Annotated in this window: 16 protein-coding genes; 9 read left to right on the top strand and 7 right to left on the bottom strand. The window is 55.2% G+C overall.

Features of this window, described 5'->3' with window-relative positions; translation table 11 throughout:
• The first annotated feature begins 446 nt into the window (after nucleotides 1–446).
• The gene (locus AC6I8I_RS23230; protein WP_312056567.1) at nucleotides 447–3,551 is read left to right on the top strand and encodes an efflux RND transporter permease subunit; all 3,105 of its coding nucleotides are present in this window, start codon (nucleotides 447–449) and stop codon (nucleotides 3,549–3,551) included.
• 171 nt (nucleotides 3,552–3,722) lie between these two features.
• Here the strand turns inward: AC6I8I_RS23230 and AC6I8I_RS23235 are convergent, their stop codons facing one another.
• Nucleotides 3,723–3,908, bottom strand: a complete 186-nt coding sequence (locus tag AC6I8I_RS23235; RefSeq protein ID WP_072051034.1) for a con-10 family general stress protein — start codon at nucleotides 3,906–3,908, stop codon at nucleotides 3,723–3,725.
• A 207-nt stretch (nucleotides 3,909–4,115) separates the two neighbouring features.
• Between AC6I8I_RS23235 and AC6I8I_RS23240 the strand changes: the two genes are divergently transcribed.
• From AC6I8I_RS23240 to ahr, 3 genes are all read left to right on the top strand, one after another.
• Complete coding sequence (locus AC6I8I_RS23240) at nucleotides 4,116–4,412, top strand: hypothetical protein (RefSeq protein WP_312056565.1); 297 nt, start codon at nucleotides 4,116–4,118, stop codon at nucleotides 4,410–4,412.
• A gap of 267 nt (nucleotides 4,413–4,679) precedes the next feature.
• Nucleotides 4,680–6,653, top strand: a complete 1,974-nt coding sequence (locus tag AC6I8I_RS23245; RefSeq protein WP_497828952.1) for a methyl-accepting chemotaxis protein — start codon at nucleotides 4,680–4,682, stop codon at nucleotides 6,651–6,653.
• A gap of 104 nt (nucleotides 6,654–6,757) precedes the next feature.
• Complete coding sequence (ahr, locus tag AC6I8I_RS23250) at nucleotides 6,758–7,774, top strand: NADPH-dependent aldehyde reductase Ahr (RefSeq protein ID WP_031378088.1); 1,017 nt, start codon at nucleotides 6,758–6,760, stop codon at nucleotides 7,772–7,774.
• Between the two features lie 53 nt (nucleotides 7,775–7,827).
• On the opposite strand, the gene AC6I8I_RS23255 is transcribed toward ahr, so the two are convergent.
• On the bottom strand, nucleotides 7,828–8,496 hold the full coding sequence (locus tag AC6I8I_RS23255) for a DUF2268 domain-containing putative Zn-dependent protease (protein ID WP_312056561.1): 669 nt from the start codon (nucleotides 8,494–8,496) through the stop codon (nucleotides 7,828–7,830).
• Nucleotides 8,497–8,874: 378 nt separating this feature from the next.
• Between AC6I8I_RS23255 and AC6I8I_RS23260 the strand changes: the two genes are divergently transcribed.
• Both AC6I8I_RS23260 and AC6I8I_RS23265 read left to right on the top strand, forming a co-directional pair.
• Nucleotides 8,875–9,654 (top strand): MBL fold metallo-hydrolase, encoded by a 780-nt coding sequence (locus AC6I8I_RS23260; RefSeq protein ID WP_312056559.1) that lies wholly within the window; start codon nucleotides 8,875–8,877, stop codon nucleotides 9,652–9,654.
• 66 nt (nucleotides 9,655–9,720) lie between these two features.
• Complete coding sequence (locus AC6I8I_RS23265) at nucleotides 9,721–10,734, top strand: GlxA family transcriptional regulator (protein WP_312056557.1); 1,014 nt, start codon at nucleotides 9,721–9,723, stop codon at nucleotides 10,732–10,734.
• A gap of 69 nt (nucleotides 10,735–10,803) precedes the next feature.
• Here the strand turns inward: AC6I8I_RS23265 and AC6I8I_RS23270 are convergent, their stop codons facing one another.
• Nucleotides 10,804–11,205 carry an H-NS family histone-like protein gene (locus AC6I8I_RS23270; RefSeq protein ID WP_312056556.1) on the bottom strand — a complete coding sequence of 134 codons (402 nt, stop codon included), beginning with the start codon at nucleotides 11,203–11,205 and terminating at the stop codon, nucleotides 10,804–10,806.
• A 271-nt stretch (nucleotides 11,206–11,476) separates the two neighbouring features.
• Here AC6I8I_RS23270 and AC6I8I_RS23275 point away from each other — a divergent pair, with 271 nt between their 5' ends.
• Nucleotides 11,477–13,039: a GGDEF domain-containing protein gene (locus AC6I8I_RS23275; RefSeq protein ID WP_497821081.1), complete on the top strand. Its 1,563-nt coding sequence runs from the start codon at nucleotides 11,477–11,479 to the stop codon at nucleotides 13,037–13,039.
• A 68-nt stretch (nucleotides 13,040–13,107) separates the two neighbouring features.
• Nucleotides 13,108–13,557, top strand: a complete 450-nt coding sequence (locus tag AC6I8I_RS23280; protein WP_497821082.1) for a VOC family protein — start codon at nucleotides 13,108–13,110, stop codon at nucleotides 13,555–13,557.
• Between the two features lie 253 nt (nucleotides 13,558–13,810).
• On the opposite strand, the gene AC6I8I_RS23285 is transcribed toward AC6I8I_RS23280, so the two are convergent.
• The gene (locus AC6I8I_RS23285) at nucleotides 13,811–14,212 is read right to left on the bottom strand and encodes an H-NS family histone-like protein (RefSeq protein WP_312056552.1); all 402 of its coding nucleotides are present in this window, start codon (nucleotides 14,210–14,212) and stop codon (nucleotides 13,811–13,813) included.
• 1,239 nt (nucleotides 14,213–15,451) lie between these two features.
• Here AC6I8I_RS23285 and AC6I8I_RS23290 point away from each other — a divergent pair.
• Nucleotides 15,452–15,634, top strand: a complete 183-nt coding sequence (locus AC6I8I_RS23290) for a DUF2256 domain-containing protein (RefSeq protein ID WP_312056715.1) — start codon at nucleotides 15,452–15,454, stop codon at nucleotides 15,632–15,634.
• 81 nt (nucleotides 15,635–15,715) lie between these two features.
• On the opposite strand, the gene AC6I8I_RS23295 is transcribed toward AC6I8I_RS23290, so the two are convergent.
• From AC6I8I_RS23295 to AC6I8I_RS23305, 3 genes are all read right to left on the bottom strand, one after another.
• Nucleotides 15,716–16,021 (bottom strand): hypothetical protein, encoded by a 306-nt coding sequence (locus AC6I8I_RS23295; protein ID WP_409456009.1) that lies wholly within the window; start codon nucleotides 16,019–16,021, stop codon nucleotides 15,716–15,718.
• 93 nt (nucleotides 16,022–16,114) lie between these two features.
• A complete protein-coding gene (locus AC6I8I_RS23300; RefSeq protein ID WP_312056680.1) occupies nucleotides 16,115–16,657 on the bottom strand; it encodes a YfaZ family outer membrane protein in 543 nt (180 codons plus the stop codon).
• Between the two features lie 60 nt (nucleotides 16,658–16,717).
• Entirely contained in the window at nucleotides 16,718–16,954 is a 237-nt protein-coding gene (locus tag AC6I8I_RS23305; protein ID WP_312056681.1) for a YgdI/YgdR family lipoprotein, read from the bottom strand.
• Nucleotides 16,955–17,704: the final 750 nt, after the last annotated feature.

The raw sequence follows: 17,704 nt of genomic DNA on the forward strand, positions 1-17,704 counted from the left end.
TCGCTCGTTGCGTCAGATGTAATGCCGGACGCCATAAATCGCCCAGAATATGGCATTCGCCCCGAGGTAAGCCCAACATCCCCAGTAGGCAATAGGTTCGCGTTTGGTTCGGAGTTTAGGCAGGAACGCTAATAAATAGAGCGCTGAAGCAATAAGCGAAACGAAGTAGAAAAATTTCATCATTCTCTCCTGTTTAATTTCCTTTATTTTCAGCATAGCCAGGCCTCGCTATTTTGCTTAACGCGTTGCTCAGGTATTCAGACTTAAGCGGTTCTGTGAGGATTGCGTCAGGCTGTAGCCGTCACCGGATCTGCGCGGGATTAACAAATGATACCGTCGGGATGTTTAGCGGGAAGGTTACAAACTATAATCAGCGCTGCAACGTTGTTACACAACCTGCAGGAATGCAGGCTTTGCGCCCGCCCTAAAAGGAAGAGACCCCGCTGATGTTTTCTCGTTTTTTTATTTATCGCCCCGTCTTCGCATGGGTCGTTGCCATTTTAATCATGCTGCTTGGCGCGCTCTCCATCACCCTACTGCCGGTTGAGCAATATCCTGATGTGGCACCGCCGTCGGTGAATATCAGTGCCACCTATACCGGCGCGTCCGCTGAGACGCTGGAAAACAGCGTCACCCAGGTGATTGAGCAGCAGCTGACCGGGCTGGACCATCTGCTCTACTTCACCTCCAGCAGCAGTTCGCAGGGCAATGTGACGGTCACGGTGACCTTCAGTCAGGGAACCGATCCCGACACGGCCCAGGTGCAGGTGCAGAATAAGGTGCAGCAGGCGCTGACCCGCCTGCCGAGTGAGGTACAGCAGCTCGGGGTCACCGTCACCAAGTCGCAGTCCAACTTTTTGCTGGTGATGGGGCTGTATGACACTACCGGCAAGAGCAACAGCACCGACATCGGTGACTGGCTGGTGAGTAACATGCAGGAGCCGCTGGCCAGGATCGAAGGCGTAGGGGATATCCAGGTGTTCGGCGGGCAATACGCGATGCGTATCTGGCTCGACCCGTTTAAGCTCAACGCCTACGCACTGCAGCCTTCCGACGTAACGGCAGCGATTCGCTCGCAGAACATTCAGGTCTCCGCCGGTAAAATTGGCGGGCTGCCCTCGCCAGATAATCAGCAGCTCACCGCCACGGTCAGGGCGCAGTCGCGACTGCAAACGCCTGAACAGTTTCGCAACATCATCGTCAAAAGCGATACCCGCGGTGCCATTGTTCGGGTCGGGGATGTGGCGCGGGTCGAGCTGGGCGGTGAATCTTATGACATGACCACCCGGCTTAATGGTCATCCGGCGGCCGGTATCGGGGTGATGCTCGCCCCGGGCGCCAACGCGCTGGATACCGCCATTCTGGTGAAGAACAAAGTGGCAGAGTATCGACACTCAATGCCGCAAGGCTACGAGGTGGCGTACGCGCTGGACAGCACCGACTTTATCAAAATTTCGGTGGAAGATGTGGTGATCACCCTGATCGAAGCGATAGCGCTGGTGGTGGTGGTGATGTACCTGTTCCTGCAAAATCTGCGCGCCACGTTGATCCCGGCGCTGGCGGTGCCGGTGGTGCTGCTTGGGACCTTTGGCGTACTGGCGCTTTGCGGTTATACCATCAATACCCTGACTCTGTTTGCCATGGTGCTGGCGATCGGGCTGCTGGTGGATGACGCGATTGTGGTGGTCGAAAACGTCGAACGCATCATGCATGACGAAGGCTTGCCGGCCCGCGAGGCCACGGAAAAATCGATGAAAGAGATTTCCGGTGCGCTGATCGCCATTGCGCTGGTGTTGTCGGCGGTGTTTCTGCCGATGGCCTTTTTCGCCGGCTCGACCGGGGTGATCTACCGGCAATTCTCGGTCACCATCATCGCGGCGATGACGTTCTCAGTGCTGGTGGCGCTGACCCTGACCCCGGCGCTGTGCGGCATGTTACTCCGCCCCGGCACGCCGCATCGCAAAGGATTCTTTGGCGGATTTAATCGCTTCTACGCCGCCACCGAGCGCCAGTATCGTCACAAGGTGGTCAGCACCCTGCGTCGTCCGCTGATTATGGTGTCACTGTATGCCGCGATGGGCGTGGCGCTGTTTGTGATGTTTACCCGCTTGCCGGGCAGCTTTCTGCCAACCGAGGATCAGGGCAGCATTATGCTGCAGGCGACGCTGCCAGCGGGCGCCACTGCCAGCCGGACGGAAGCGGTCAATAAGCAGATCGTCGACTGGTTTCTTACTGAAGAGAAAGAGAACATCGATGTGGTGTTTACTATCAACGGCTTTAACTTCAGTGGTGCAGCCCAGAATGCCGGCATGGCGTTTATCAAGCTGAAAAACTGGGATCAGCGGCCCGGTAAGGAAAACTCGGCCGAGGCGATTGCCGGACGGGCGACCTATGCGCTCTCCGCTATTCGTGATGCCCAGATATTTGCCCTGACGCCGCCGTCGGTGCCGGGCCTCGGGCAGAATAATGGTTTTACCTATGAACTGCTGGCCAGTGGTGGCACCACCCGCGATGAGCTGGGCAAACTGCGCGATCGGCTGTTGCAACGCGCGGCGCAGAGCCCGGAACTGATCGGGGTGCGGGCCAACATCCTGCCGCAGACGCCGCAGTTGCAGGTCGACATTGATACCAATAAGGCGGTTGCGCTCGGGCTGCAGCTGGATGACGTTACCGATACCCTGACCAGCGCCTGGGGCGGAGCCTATATCAATGACTTTATCGATCGCGGCCGCGTCAAACGGGTCTATGTGCAGGGTGATGGTCAGTACCGGTCGGCACCGTCCGATCTGGATAAATGGTTCATTCGCAACAGTGAAGGCAGCATGACGCCGTTCTCTGCCTTCGCCTCAACCCGCTGGACGATGGGACCGGAAAGCCTTAACCGCTACAACGGTTCCGCTGCTTACGAAATCCAGGGACAGAACGCGGAAGGTTACAGCTCCGGCGATGCGATGAACACCATTGAACGGCTGGCCGATCAGCTTCCGGCTGGGACGACCGGCGCATGGAGCGGACTTTCACTGCAGGAGAAGCAGGCGGGTGGGCAGTCCACCACGCTGTATGCGATCTCCATTCTGGTGGTGTTTCTCTGTCTGGCAGCGCTGTACGAAAGCTGGTCGGTGCCGTTTTCGGTGCTGCTGGCGGTGCCGCTCGGCGTGCTGGGCACGGTGATAGCGGTGGCGTTACGCGGATTGAGCAACGACATCTATTTCCAGGTCGCGCTGCTTACCACCGTTGGCCTGACCTCGAAAAACGCCATCCTGATTATTGAGTTCGCAGAGGACGCGGTGCGTCAGGGCAGTTCGCTGAGCGCAGCGGCACTGCAGGCGGCGCGTACCCGTTTACGGCCGATCATGATGACCTCACTGGCGTTTATCGCCGGGGTGATCCCGCTGGCGGTGGCGACTGGCGCGGGCGCCAACAGCCGTATCGCGATTGGCACCGGCATTATTGGCGGGACGCTGGCGGGTACGGTACTGGCGCTGTTCTTTGTACCGCTGTTCTTCGTGCTGGTGAAACACTACCTCACCCGACATCGCGCAGCGAAATAACCCCTGGCACGTCTGCCGGCTTGCCTGCAGACGTGCTGATTTCTGCCCGCAGCGGCAGCTTCAACGGCTGTCATGGGGATTTTCACAAAAATGGGGAAGGAGTGTGGCAGCAGGCAGTTTGCTGCTTAAAGGTGAGATGCCATTCCATGGCGTAAAACGTCCTAAGGCGCCTTATTCAGAATTACTTGCAGGACGCCGACTGATCCTGCCGCCTTTCCGACCGGCTTCCCTGGCTTTTTCATGATCGTTTTTGAAATTGCCCCCACTGACCTTGCCTCCTGCACTGCCAGCTTCGCTCGCACGGCCCGGATCGTTGGCAAAATTGCCAGCACCACCTCGGTATTTCTGTTGTGTCATAGAGAGACCTCCTATCAATGTTCCATTAGATAAAAAGGACTAGCTAGTCACACCACGAAGCATAGATGACCGCTTCGTTTATGCAAATACCCCCCCCTGAGAAAATGTTGGTATCAGGCTGATTATCCGCAGGTGACCGACCGGAAACGGCAGCGAGCCTGTGTTCGCCAGGCTACCCTTAAAGGCTCAACGAAAAAGGAGAACGCGATGACTGATGCAACCTTAATCGATACGCTTGAGTTTGGTTCTGACCCACAAAAGCAAAAATATGAGATCTATGGTGATGATGCGCAGACGCCGACTTATGCGGTGATTTATCGTCAGCACGACGGCGAATGGCAGCCGCTGGACGATAAGCTGAGCTTTGCTGCCCAGGATGAGCAGGAAGAGGTGACCGGCTCAATGGGATATGGCGCCGGCGATAGTCTGCCGGACCTGCGTGACTTACCGGCTGAAGCCCGCGAGCGCTGTGAGCAGCACTGGCAGCAGAGCCGCGATGAGTAATCAGTAACGTTGCCGGGATCGCTTCCCGGCTTATTTTATGCTGCTTAAGTGCGCTGTTTTCATCGTTTTCACCAGTTACATTAATCGTTAAAGCTTTTCCCGCTATTGGCGATAACGAACAGGCGCTGAGCGTGCCGATCAATGATGATTCCGGCCCTCAGGCGTGAGTTCTGAACGCGTACGGACCTGCTTTTAGCCCTCCTTTTTGACACACCAGAAAGCGCTTTTTTAGCGCAAAATCATTCTAATTAAAGCGAAAACAATAATATGTCGATTATTAAGGCGATGATACAACGCCTGCCTGCTGCCCGCTTTGGGCGTAGCAGCCAGCCTGCGCATGGCACTTTTGATTGTCGTGCGCTGCCAGCGTCACTCAGTGCCGCCGGGTTAAGCCAGCGCGCCGGCGGCCTGCTGATGACCTTTGTGCCGCCCGAGGCGGATTTTCAACGGGCCAGTCAGGCCTGGCAGCGCTTTACCTCCGCTGACCTGACGGTGCTGACGCTCTCCTCTCATGGCGCGCTGAGCAGCAGCGGCCGGCAGAGCACCTATTGCGACGGGGCCGGTCAGGAAGGGAGCTGGCTCTGGTTACCGGACAGCCTGATTGCGCGGCATGAAACGCACGTTATTGACCTGCACGTGCAGGATACCCACAGCGCCAGCCAGCGGATCACCGCGATACAGCAGGAGCTGGAGCGGTTGCAGCTGCGGATGCCGCTCTCTGCCGATCGGACTTTCGCGATGATCTACTGCGACGGTCTTTCTGCCTCGGAAGGTTTCCTGATGCAGGCCTGGTATAACAGCGGACGTTTCCCCTGCCTGGCGATCGGCGGATCGGCCGGCGGTAAAATCAGCTTTGACGGCACCTGGATTGGGATTGGCGGCCAGATACTCCAGGGCAAAGCGGTGATTATTTTTTGCCAGATGGCGGCGGGAAAATCGTTTGCCCCGTTCAAAAGCCAGAACTTTACCCCGCTGGACAGCAGCTGGCTGATCGCCGAGGCCGATCCGATCGCGCGCACCGTCAGTACGGTATTTAACCGTCAGGGCCAGCAGCAATCGCTGGTCTCCGCGCTCTGCACCCACCTGAATTGCGAACCGACCCGGCTGACTGAACGGCTGCAGGGGCTGACCTTTGGCGTCAAAGTCGGAGAAGAATACTTTATTCGTTCGGTGGCCAAAATTGAGGCTGATAACGTGCAGTTTTTCTGCGATCTGGAATTTGGCGACCGGCTGTTCCTGATGCAGGAAAAGGACTTCAAACAGGCGACGCAGCAGGAGTGGCAGGCGTTTGCCCGTCAGCACGGCAAACCGGCGGCAATACTGATGAACGACTGTATCCTGCGTCGCGTCGGAAATGCCGGTCAGTTACACAACGCCCACTTTTTCAAAGGCATTCCGGCGGCGGGCTTCTCCAGCTTTGGCGAGATCCTTGGCGTGCCGATTAACCAGACGCTATCAGCGCTGGTGTTCTTTAATCATGATGTGAAAGCGATGAGTCAGTTTCCGGTGGAGTACGCCGGCTACGCGGCACACTATGCGCAGCGGGCATTACGTCGCTGGGAAGCGCTGAACAGCGTGCAGACGGGCGTGCTGAATCGGGTGATCGGCTATCAGCAGGCACTGACGCCGCTGATGGAGGCGCTGCCGGTATTAGAGAGCGCCACCCAAAGTCAGGGCGAAACCCTGAGCCTGGCAGAAAACAGTATTCGTGCCATCAGCGACATCGCCACCCAGAGCCAGCAGGCGCAGGGTCGGCTGGATGACGGGTTGGACGATTTGGAGAAAATCTCGCACGGGATTAACGAGATCACCCACGGCATCAGTAACATCGCTTTCCAGACCAATATTCTGGCACTGAACGCGGCAGTGGAGGCCGCCCGTGCCGGTGAAGCAGGCCGGGGTTTTGCGGTGGTGGCCGGCGAAGTGCGGCGACTGGCCCACTCCTCCAAAGAGCAGGCTGAGGCTACCGCCAGTAACATCAGCGAGGCGGTAAGCACCATCGCTCGCATCCGACTGGTGGCCAGTGACAGCGCGCAGACTGCGACACAGATGGCCGCACGCAGCATCAGTGCCGCTGACACTCTGGCGACCATGAATCAGCAGACCCGCCATGAGCGTGCCGATATCGCTAAACACCTTGGCAGTCTGCGTGAATTAACCCAGGGTATGGATGCGATGCAGGAGGCGGTGGCGCAGCTAAAAGTGTTACAGATTCTGTCTGGCGGGCAGGTTAACGGCTGATTTTTCAGCATAAAAGACAACAAAGTGCGGTGCAGGCGCATCGGCCAGGCAAGCCGCGCCTGCAGTTGTTACACTTGACGATGATTAACCACGCAGAGGTACCAATGAAAATTAAAAGTTATGCAGCCATGCAGGCTGGTCAGGCGCTTGAACTTTATGAATATGATGTTGCTGAACTTGCAGCAGAAGAGGTTGAAGTAGAGGTTGAGTATTGTGGCGTCTGCCACTCTGACCTGTCGATGATCGACAACGAGTGGGGCATTTCACAGTTTCCCGTTATTGCCGGACATGAAGTCATTGGACGGGTTTCTGCGCTGGGCGACGCGGCTAAAAACAAAGGCCTGTCGATTGGTCAGCGGGTAGGCATTGGCTGGACCGCGAAAAGCTGTCAGCACTGTGACGCCTGTATTAATGGTGAGCAGGTTAACTGCCAGCAGGGCAGCATCCCGACCATCATGAACAAGGGGGGTTTTGCTGAGAAACTGCGTGCCGACTGGCAATGGGTAATCCCGCTGCCGGAGAAACTGGATGTTACTACCGCCGGTCCGCTGCTGTGTGGCGGCATCACCGTCTTCAAACCGCTGCTGATGAGCAACATCACCGCCACCAGCCGGGTTGGCGTGATCGGTATCGGAGGCCTCGGCCACATCGCTATTAAAATTCTGCATGCAATGGGTGCGGAAGTGGTGGCCTTCAGCTCAACGCCAGATAAGAAGCAATCGATTCTGGATATGGGCGCCGATGAAGTGGTTAACAGCCGTGACGCTGAAGCGCTGAAACAGCAGGCGGGTCGTTTCGATCTGATCCTCAGCACCGTAGCGGTCGATCTGGACTGGAAACCGTATTTCGCGGCGCTGGCGCCTAAAGGCAAATTCCATACCGTCGGTGCCGTGATGAAACCGTTCCAGGTCGGTGCGTTTGACCTGATTATGGGTGACAAAGCGGTAACCGGCTCTTCGACCGGATCGCCAGGTCAGCTGCGTTCGTTACTGAAGCTGGCTTCGCGTGCTGATATTGCGCCGCAGGTTGAGTTCTTCCCGATGTCAGACATCAATAAAGCGCTGGAACACGTGCGCGCCGGTAAAGCCAATTACCGCGTGGTGCTGAAAGCCGATTTCTGATGATCGTGTGATGAAAACCGATGCCGCAGATTTCTGCGGCATTTTTTTTGCTTTCAGCGGGTGATCAGCCCGCAGCTCAGCCCGGCGGCGATCACTTCTTCCGCCGTCACGTTAAGCCATTTTTCCGGCGTTAAGGCCGGAAGCAGATCGCGCCACGCGGCGACCAGTTGATAACCCAGGGTGTAACCGTACCAGCGGGGACAGGTTCCGCTGCCAAAGAACCAGGCAGTGTGATCGTAAGGACGGCTATTCAGCGCCGCCAGCCTGACCGGATTATCCAGCAGCCACTGACGTTCAACTGCCCGCTCCCACCGTTCGGGCGGCGAATCCAGCAGCCAGCAGACAAACTGTCCTGCCAGCCCTTCACTCACCAGCGCGTCCCCTGGTGTCCAGCCATATCCCGGGCCAGCCATGCGCAAACAGTGATGCACTTCGTGCAGGATGGTGCGCATCAGCGAACCGCTGCTGAGTGTCTGCGCCAGATCGGGATGAGTCGGATCGAGTGTCAGACCAAAGAGCGTTGCACTATAGGCGTAGCCGCCGGTGCCGGTTTCCGGGATCACCGCCGCCGGCGCGCACTGAACCAGAATATCAAGGCGCGGTGGCGGCATAACCGCTGACAGGATCCGCCAGGCAGCATCTGTCTGGCGGGTAATTTCCGTTTGATAATCCTGTAAGTCGCCTGACGCTTCAAGCCAGTGCAGTTTCCATCGTTCAGCCATCGCCTGCTCCTGCAAGGATCAGATTGAGCCGCTAAAGCGGTCAGGTTTTGCTGTCCGGCTTCAGCTCGCCGGCACTCTCATCAGCACGCATGTCAACACTCTGACCGGCACGGAGAATCACAATGCCTCAGCCGATCAGTTTATCTTCGCGCCATCCAGCTTAGCCGCGACAGGACGAGATTGTCATCCCCCAACGCGCGCGAATGTTGCCGAACGCGACAGGGGATTTGCCTGAGCTGACAGGTTGGCCTGATTTCATCGATCACTGTCCATTGATCCTGTCACGCCAGCGTTCGCAACCGGGTAAAGTCACACTATCGCAGCAACGACGTCGCCGACGCTGGCTGCATCCGACTGAAAACTGACCGGAGCCTGATTATGCAACTGACCCAAGTCCGTAACGCCACGCTGGTGCTGCACTATGCCGGCAAGAAATTCCTGATTGACCCGATGCTGGCTGAAAAAGAAGCCTGGCCGGGCTTTGTCGGCAACGCCCGTCCGCACCTGAGAAATCCGATGGTGGAACTGCCGATGCCGGTTTCGCAGCTGCTGGATGTCGATGCGGTGATTCTTACCCACACCCATACCGATCACTGGGATGAGGCCGCACAGCAGCAGGTGCCCAAAACGATGATGATTTATACCCAGAATCACAGCGATGCTGACCTGATCCGCTCTCAGGGTTTCCTTAATGTTCAGGTGCTGCAGGAAGCAAATGCGTTTGTCGAAGGCCTGACGATCTATAAAACTGACGGCCAGCATGGCAGCAATGCGCTGTATGCTGACAAAGTGATGGCCGATCTGCTGGGCGATGCCTGTGGGCTGGTGTTTACCCATCCGTCGGAAAAAACGCTCTACGTTGCCGGCGATACCGTCTGGGTTAAACCCTATGTGAGGAGTCTGCAACGTTTTCAGCCGGACGTGGTGGTGCTGAATATGGGTAATGCAACCAACGATCTCTATGGCCCGATAATTATGGGTAAAGAGGATACACTACACACGCTGGAGATCGTGCCTGAAGCAACGCTGGTTGCGTCGCACATGGAAGCGATCAACCATTGCCTGCTGACCCGTGCCGAACTGCGGGCTTACACCGATCAGCAGGGGATAACCGATAAAGTGCTTATCCCGCAGGACGGTGAAACCATAACGTTCTGACCGGTACGCCGGGACAGAGCACTGACCCCTGCTCGCCAGCAGGGGGCTGATGACTAAGGGGGCGAGATGGCTGCGTTGAATGTTGCAGTGATAGCGACGACCGGATTCAGTCCGTTCCACTTTTCGGTTCCCTGCATCCTGTTTGGATCAGCGATGCCGCAGCCGGATCTTTTCTGCGTCACGATCTGCGCTGAAAAGCCCGGTACGGTTCTGTCGGAGATCGGCCTGTCGATTAATGTGGAACAGGGACTCGAACAGCTGGATACGGCGGATATTATCATTCTGCCGTACTGGCATAATCCGGCTGAAAAGCCCGATCAGCGGCTGCTGGATAAGCTGGCCGCTGCCTGGCAGCGCGGCGCGGAAGTGGTCGGCCTTTGTCTGGGTACCTACGTGCTGGCCTATGCTGGCCTGCTCGATCAGCACCGCGCCGCGACTCACTGGGAATTCGAACGTGACTTCAGCCAGCGCTTTCCGCAGGTTCATCTCGACAGTAATGCGCTCTATACCCGCGACGATCGCCTGATTACCTCGGCCGGAACCGCTGCGGGCATCGACTGTTGCCTGGATATCATCCGTCAGCACTACGGTAGCGCCGTGGCCAATCGGGTGGCCAGAAGAATGGTGGTGCCGCCGTACCGTGAAGGGGGACAGGCGCAGTTTATTGAGCGGCCGGTGCCGGAAAATACCCGGGATGGCAAAATTAATATGCTGCTGGAGTCGCTGCGGCGCAACCTGCATCAGCCACACGATCTGGATTCACTGGCGCGTTCAGCGGGCATGAGCCGGCGAACGCTGACGCGCCATTTTTTTAAGGCGACCGGGATGACGCTGGGGGACTGGCTGACGGCGGAGCGACTGCAACGCAGTCAGGAGCTGCTGGAAACCACCGACATCAGTATTGAGAGCGTGGCCGAAAAAGTGGGGTTCAGCTCGCCGATCTCTTTTCGTCAGCGGTTCAAACATCGATTTGGCGTCGCCCCCAGCGAATGGCGACGAACTTTCCGTGGGCCGGTGTCGGTAACCCCCGCAGAGAGCCAGCAGTCATTGCCAGATGCGCGCCACAAAATCAGCGGCTGATAATCAACGCGTGCCGGAAAATTCAGCGTGCCGGTGCGGCTAAATTTTCCGGAACGGAATCAGCCAGGATTAAAGCAAAAAATCATCCATTGACTGGCCGTTTTCGAGGGCAGTTTTAATCGGTGTTGGCGTGCGACCCTGACCGGTCCAGTATTTCAGCTCGCCATTTTCATCACGATACTGATATTTTGCCGGGCGCTTTGTGCGCTTTTTACCGCTGCGGGTGGCCGGGGAGAGACCCGCTAACAGTTCAGTCGGGTCGATACCGTCTTCCTTTAGCAGTTCACGGTACATCGCCAGTTTCTCCGCTTTCTCGCGCGCTTCAGCCGCACGGGCTTCCTCTGCTTCACGGCACTCTCTGACCACGGTCTCTAATTTCTGCACCATCTCGTCCAGCACGTCTAACGTGACATTGCGCGCCTGGGCGCGCAGGGTGCGGATATTATTCAGGCTGCTCAGGTTTTCACTCATAAAAAAAGGTCCTTCAGTACTCACATTAATTTACAGCGCACATTCACTGTAAGCGGTAAGGATAACATTCATCCCGCTGATTTTTGAAGGGTTGTAGCCGATTCGGGTCTGAATTCAGGGCGGGCGGAACAAGGGCAGGCGACTTAATACACAACGGTTCAGAATGCGCGCGTAACAATGAAGGATGAAAAACAACGCAACAGCGATATTTGTACTTTTGCCCTCCGTTAACTGTGCTTAACTCAGTGAAAGAGTTTGAATAGGGATGGGCATGACGTTTCGCAGGAAAAATGCGGCAGCCGCACCAAAGATATCGCCGCTACTTAAAAGCATCACGTTGTCAGGCTTGCTACTCACCGTGGCGGTCATCGGTATCAATCTGTGGACCCTGCGTGAGGACTGGCGCGAAGCCGTTAACCAGGCTGAAGAGATGGCGGTCAATCTGTCATTGTCGCAGGCGCGTCAGGCAGAAGACACCTTTCTGCAGACGGAACTGTCGCTGCGCGAGGTACAGCGCGAACTGCAAACGCAGATAGCGACCGATCGTGTTGACGGGGAGGCGCTGAGTCAGACTATGCGGATGTTGCAGAATCGCCTGCCGCAGCTGCACGGATTGTTCTATTACGACGCTCAGGGTCGCTGGATCGCTACCTCGATGAGCAGGACGCCGATCGGAATCAACAATTCCGATCGGGAGTACTTCAGTTATCACCGCGCCAGCCTGCGTAACAGCGTGCATGTCGGCCCGGTGGTCCGCAGCCGCACCACCGGGGAGTTAGTGATACCGGTGTCACTGCGCGTCAATGATGGGGCCAACGGTTTTAATGGCGTCCTGCTCGCCACCATTAAGGTGGACTACTTTCGCCGCTTCTACAGCTATTATGAGCTGGGCGCGCGCGATGTGCTGGTCCTGATGCTGGCAGACAGCACGGTGCTTTATGCCCGGCCGCTGCCGGAGCGGTATATTGGCAAAAACCTCTCCTCAAGCCATCTGTTCCGCAAAATGCTGGCCGATGCCGATCGGGGCAGCGGGCAGTGGAAGGCGGCGCTTGATGGTGAAACACGGATCTTCGGCTTTGCGCGCTCGGAACGCTATCCGCTGATAGTGGCCGCCGGTTACGACAAATCCGCGCTGTTTACCCGCTGGATTAAAGGCCGGGTGCAGGATGTCATGCTGAGCCTCGCACTGCTTGCGGTGATTCTTTCGCTCAGCGTTTTTCTGCTGCGCCAGGCGCGACATACGCTGCGCTATCAGCGGGAACTGACCCGACTGCGTGATGAGCTGACGGCGGCGAACCTCTCTCTGCAGAGTCTGGCAAATAGCGATGGCTTAACCGGGGTAGCCAACCGCCGCTACTTTGATCGCAGGCTGTATGAAAATCTGCAACAGGCCAGAGTACAGGGCTGGCCGGTCTCTCTGATTCTGATCGATATCGACTATTTCAAACATTACAACGATACCTATGGCCACGTGGCGGGTGATGAATGCCTGAAAGCGGTGGCGTCGATCCTGAAAAACGTTGCGCTGCGTAAAAATGATCTGCCGGCCCGTTATGGCGGCGAAGAGTTTGCGCTTATTCTGCCGCGCTACACCCCAGAAGAGACATTAAAACTTGCCAGCGAGATTGTTGAGGCAGTTTACCGGCTGAATATTCCGCATCTCACCAGCGGACTTGCGGCAAAACGGGTTACGCTCAGCGCTGGCTGCGCAATTCAGCACGGCAACGGCGGGCAGCAGGGAGTGTCAGATCTGATTGAACGGGCAGATGAAGCCCTGTACCGGGCCAAGCGGGAAGGGCGCAATCGTGCAGAAGGTGAAAATCCGGGCGGTTAAGCACTGTTGATCACTTGCGCTCCCCCCGCTGTGGCAGGGTAGTTTCTCAACCACTTCAGGGAGTGACTATGTCAAACGATACGGGATTCAGCCATCTCGCTCTGCAGGTCCGCGATCTGGAAAAAAGCGTGGATTTTTACCAGCGTTATGCCGGAATGCAGGTTATTCATCATCGCGAGCCGGGCATTGCAGAAGCGCAAAAAGTAGCATGGCTGTCTGATTTAACCCGGCCATTTGCGCTGGTATTGGTTCAGTCCGCGCATCCCGAGGATACGCCGCTGGGGCCTTTTGGTCATATTGGCGTCGCCTGTGCCTGTCGCGAGGAAATTGATGCCAAAGTTGCGCTGGCGCAGCGCGAAGGCGTACTACGTCGGCCCGCGCAGCAGTCTGGCGAGCCGGTGGGTTACTGGGCTTTCTTCGCCGATCCAGACGGCAATACGCTTGAACTATCGTATGGTCAGCAAATCGGCCTTGAAATTATCATGGCGCGTAACGCTTCCTTGCAACGGGTCGATTAACCGGCGTGCACGTTCGCTCGCCGCTGTGGCCTGTTGGCTGACAGTGAAAGGCAAGGCGTAGTCGGGAAAGAGGGTGTGAATTCGGCGAGGGATGACGGTTTGCCTTACAGCGTAATCAGACTTGTGTGGAGCTACCATCCTGGTCTTACGCCCGGCAGAATAATGGCTGCTGGATGTTACCGCGTCACTGGCGAGTGACGATAAATCCGCCCGGCAGATATCGGGCGGATTTACTGCAAGTGATGCACTGCAATCAGATCAGAAAATCATCCAGTGATTTACCATTTTCAATCGCAGATTTAATTGCTGAAGGTGTACGTCCCTGACCGGTCCACTGCTTAACTTCACCGTTTTCGTCAGTGTACTGATATTTGGCAGGGCGAGGCGCACGCTTTTTCTTCTCAACCGGCGCTGACTGCATACCATTTAACAGTTCGTTAGGATCGATACCTTCCTGCAGCAGTAATTCGCGATATTTAGCCAGTTTCTCCGCTTTCTCACGATTAGCGGCTTCAGAAGCCTGCGCTTCTTCACGACGCTCACTAACAACAACAGAAAGTTTTTCCAGCATTTCTTCCAGGGCAGCAAGATCAAGTTCGCGAGCGTTTGCGCGAAGCGTACGGATATTATTCAAGCTGCTGAGAGTGTCACTCATCAAAGTCACCATAGTCATGTTCAGATAATAAAATACAGAGCGGGTTCACGCTGATGCTTTTCGTCAGACCTGCTTTTTTAAAAATGCTTGCCTTCGAAGAATCTCAATACTGAACCAATAGTTCAACTCTGACATATTAATCGTTTTTTAAGGCAGTTGAAACTGTAATTAACGTGCAATAACACCGCAAAGGTAAAAGAACTTAAACCTGGCGTTAAGGTCGCTCAAAATGACAAAAACATCGCCTGTTCTATCCATGAGATAAATCAGCCGCCTCGGCGATTATTCCTGCTCAGGGCACCATTTTTTAGCATTTTATCCACTGGCGCCGTGCCGGATATCTCTCTGCAGGCAGTTAAAATCAGCGGCATATTAAGTCAGGTGAAAACACGTTACGCGGCGTTGTTAAGTGTGATTATGACGTGCTGAAGTATCGCATCGGGTAACGGTTAAATTTATCTTAACCTGACTTCTCAGGGATAAAAATTAACTTATCTTTATGATTCAACTATTTTTTTAAGGATGTGCATCGGATAAAAACAACCGGTGCTACTGCCATACTCTGTTACGGGTGCTGTTAGCCTGATAGATGGCGGAGAAGCAGCGTGGCGATGAAAATCGGTTATTCCGGCTTAAGAAAAACACAGGCAGGTTGCGGCGCACCTGAAACTGGTTAATCAGTGTAATAATAACTCCCGGGTCGGTTTTTAAGCATGCTTTATATAGGTGTGATAAGCCGCTATAAGGTGATTATTGACAGTCTGCGCTAACATTATTGCGTTACAGGCACTAAACCGGTTTGACCTGTCAGCCGTTAAAGCTGATAAGCCGCCAGCAATGCGGCTAATTCGCCGGACTTTATCCGAAGTTAACCCGGCCCGGGAGGTGATAAACAAGCTGAGAGGGATAAAAACAGGCAGCATAATGCTTTTCGTGGTGCAAAGTGGCCTTGCCATTATGGCGCGACAGGGTGTTGTCACAGGTTATTAAAATCTCAAGCCGAAAAAATTAGCCCCGCCGCTCAGGGGCCTGTCAGGCGAAGATGCGGCTTTTAAGGATCGGCTTCGCGCAGAGCATGTTATAAAGCGCAACACTGCGCGTGTCACCAGCGAAAAGGCCGCGTTAGTACGGAAGCAGAATGCGCCGGCGGAGCAGCAGAGCCTGATCTGTCCTGCCCGCATCTGCACAGGCGGATACTCTGATACAGGCTTTTCTTCAGCACTCTCTGATGAGGCACCCCTGATGACATTCAAAGGCAATAAGAAATCACTGCCGGTCCGTTATTGCGAAACCTGCAATAAGCCGATGACGTGGCGTAAGAAATGGGAAAAGTGCTGGGATGAGGTGAAATATTGCTCCGAACGCTGCCGGCGAGCGCGGCGTCAGCACGCCGTCGGACGTCCAGACAGTGATGACCGCTAAATTATTCAGTTTCAAAGCGAGGGTGGGAGAAGAACATCATCAGGCGCGGTTTGACTATCTGAATCAAACCGCGCCGGTTTTTTACTGCTGAACTTTAATCTGCTGCCAGCCTTTTTTGAACATACAGTCCTTCACCAGGATCTCCCGCTGCGCTTCATTTGCGTCGCTGGTTGAGTAATCGGTGTCGGTGGTTTTGTACTTGCTGTCTTTAGAGGTGTATTTACCGCTGACCACATTATCAGGCGGTAAATCGCGTAATGCCTGAGCCTGACAGGCGGTCTCCGCCCTGATTTCCTGCTGTTCTGAAGCCTCGGGTTTGACCCATTTATACTCTACGCACCCGCTCAAAGAGAACGTAAAAATCAGCAGTAATAACGGTTTCATCATCGTTTTCTCAGCGAATTCGATCTGCAATCAGGCCGGCAGCACGCTCAGCTTACCGGCCAGCAGACAAGGGATAGAGGGAACAACATTTACCGATCAGAAGGTCAGGCCACCCCCAATGAAGGGACCGTCAATCAGCGTATGACCGGGACGTCCATCTTTGCCATCCACACCCGCATAGCGATAACCCGCTTTCAGCGTCAGTGGCATCATCGGTGTCCAGCTGATTCCGCCATCGGCCTCAACGAAATTTTTAACGCTGTTAGCGAAGGATTCGGGAGCCGAATATCCCTCACCGTAGAGGGCAAAATTAGCCGGCAGATTCAGCCTTACACCGGCACCGACCGGGAAGGCGACGCCGTTATCGCCTTTTTTACCGCCGATATAGGTGGCTTTGACGCCCGCTGACAGCATCACCGGGCCTGCTTCCAGGCTATAGCCGGTGCCCGCTTGCCCAATCTGCACGCCGTCGTCGGTGTTTTTAACCCACTGGCTATCCAGATAAAGTCCGCCTGAAGAACGCCCGATTTCTGCGTCGAGGGCAGTAAAGTTTTTACCCTGCTCTGCGCTCAGGCCGATGGCCATAGCCGATGACGAAGCACACAGCAGCAGGCTGATGCCAATCACAGTTGTTTTCATTTCAGTAATCCCTGGTGTAACAATGGCTGCTTCGCAGTCTCGTTTTAAGTCAATAAATCTCTATTTTTCAACAATCTCTTTTACATCCTGCTGCTGCAGTTGATGCGTATTACCGTCGGTATCTTTGTATGAGATCAGGCCGGTTTCTTTATCTTTGGCAGGCTTGCCGTGGGTGGAAATCATATGCCCGTCGCGGGTCGAGATGACGTAATTGCCTGAACATCCTGCAACCAGCATCACCGTAGTGAGCAGGGCAAGGGGAAATAACGTTTTTTTAGCTGTTGCTGAGAGTTTCATTTTTACTTCCTGATACAGTCTGTTAATGACACGCGGTATTGTCGGGACGCTGCATTTTCACCCTCGTTTATTAAACCGATGGTTAACACCATGACCTGAGTGAGTTTTAAATAATCTGTCATGATTCAGATCATGGTTGATCGATGTCGCCCTTTACTTGCCGGCAAAAATCCACGTTCACCCTCATATTTATGCTGGCGCATCCGTTGGTAAATAAGCTGCCGGAAAAAGGCGTGTTGACGGCTGACGTTGTCAGAGCAACCGTGAATAGCGCAGGCTATTCGCTGCGGTTCGGGAAAGCGTTAATCCGGGATAAAGCGTCATCGGAATAATCCCGGCGCGGGCAAGCGCATCAGCATAAACAGGCCAGGTTTTAAACAGCGCCACAGCGAAATAGCGCAGCGTGAACGATTCGTCCAGCCGGTAATGGCGGTGTAAGTGTGGCTGCGCGGGTGCGGTTAAATCCGTCCGGCAGATAAATATATTACGGCCATTTTTTTCTGGAGCAGTTCAGCAGAGCAGGCATTTTCTTTTCGAAGGTTCAGACTATTACGCCATCACAGCTTAGCTTTGTGCGGATCGGCTATCGGGGCCATCACGCTAAATAACCGAACCGGTTACATTAAAAACCGGGTTTTAAGATTTCTGCCAGCATCAATCCGAGGTCCGGCTGCATAAAATAGCGCGGGTCTAACGCTTCGGTTAATCCCCGAAATCGCTCGGCGATAAATTTAACCGGCGATGTAGCCG

The organism is Pantoea sp. X-Soil-YNGN-775 (assembly GCF_059730575.1).

What these genes read in the sequence shown, in the direction of transcription:
- AC6I8I_RS23230 (WP_312056567.1), top strand. Translation starts at nt 447, where the DNA reads ATGTTTTCTCGTTTTTTTATTTATCGCCCCGTCTTCGCATGGGTCGTT.
- AC6I8I_RS23235 (WP_072051034.1), bottom strand. Translation starts at nt 3,908, where the DNA reads ATGACACAACAGAAATACCGAGGTGGTGCTGGCAATTTTGCCAACGAT.
- AC6I8I_RS23240 (WP_312056565.1), top strand. Translation starts at nt 4,116, where the DNA reads ATGACTGATGCAACCTTAATCGATACGCTTGAGTTTGGTTCTGACCCA.
- AC6I8I_RS23245 (WP_497828952.1), top strand. Translation starts at nt 4,680, where the DNA reads ATGTCGATTATTAAGGCGATGATACAACGCCTGCCTGCTGCCCGCTTT.
- ahr (WP_031378088.1), top strand. Translation starts at nt 6,758, where the DNA reads ATGAAAATTAAAAGTTATGCAGCCATGCAGGCTGGTCAGGCGCTTGAA.
- AC6I8I_RS23255 (WP_312056561.1), bottom strand. Translation starts at nt 8,496, where the DNA reads ATGGCTGAACGATGGAAACTGCACTGGCTTGAAGCGTCAGGCGACTTA.
- AC6I8I_RS23260 (WP_312056559.1), top strand. Translation starts at nt 8,875, where the DNA reads ATGCAACTGACCCAAGTCCGTAACGCCACGCTGGTGCTGCACTATGCC.
- AC6I8I_RS23265 (WP_312056557.1), top strand. Translation starts at nt 9,721, where the DNA reads ATGGCTGCGTTGAATGTTGCAGTGATAGCGACGACCGGATTCAGTCCG.
- AC6I8I_RS23270 (WP_312056556.1), bottom strand. Translation starts at nt 11,205, where the DNA reads ATGAGTGAAAACCTGAGCAGCCTGAATAATATCCGCACCCTGCGCGCC.
- AC6I8I_RS23275 (WP_497821081.1), top strand. Translation starts at nt 11,477, where the DNA reads ATGACGTTTCGCAGGAAAAATGCGGCAGCCGCACCAAAGATATCGCCG.
- AC6I8I_RS23280 (WP_497821082.1), top strand. Translation starts at nt 13,108, where the DNA reads ATGTCAAACGATACGGGATTCAGCCATCTCGCTCTGCAGGTCCGCGAT.
- AC6I8I_RS23285 (WP_312056552.1), bottom strand. Translation starts at nt 14,212, where the DNA reads ATGAGTGACACTCTCAGCAGCTTGAATAATATCCGTACGCTTCGCGCA.
- AC6I8I_RS23295 (WP_409456009.1), bottom strand. Translation starts at nt 16,021, where the DNA reads ATGATGAAACCGTTATTACTGCTGATTTTTACGTTCTCTTTGAGCGGG.
- AC6I8I_RS23300 (WP_312056680.1), bottom strand. Translation starts at nt 16,657, where the DNA reads ATGAAAACAACTGTGATTGGCATCAGCCTGCTGCTGTGTGCTTCGTCA.
- AC6I8I_RS23305 (WP_312056681.1), bottom strand. Translation starts at nt 16,954, where the DNA reads ATGAAACTCTCAGCAACAGCTAAAAAAACGTTATTTCCCCTTGCCCTG.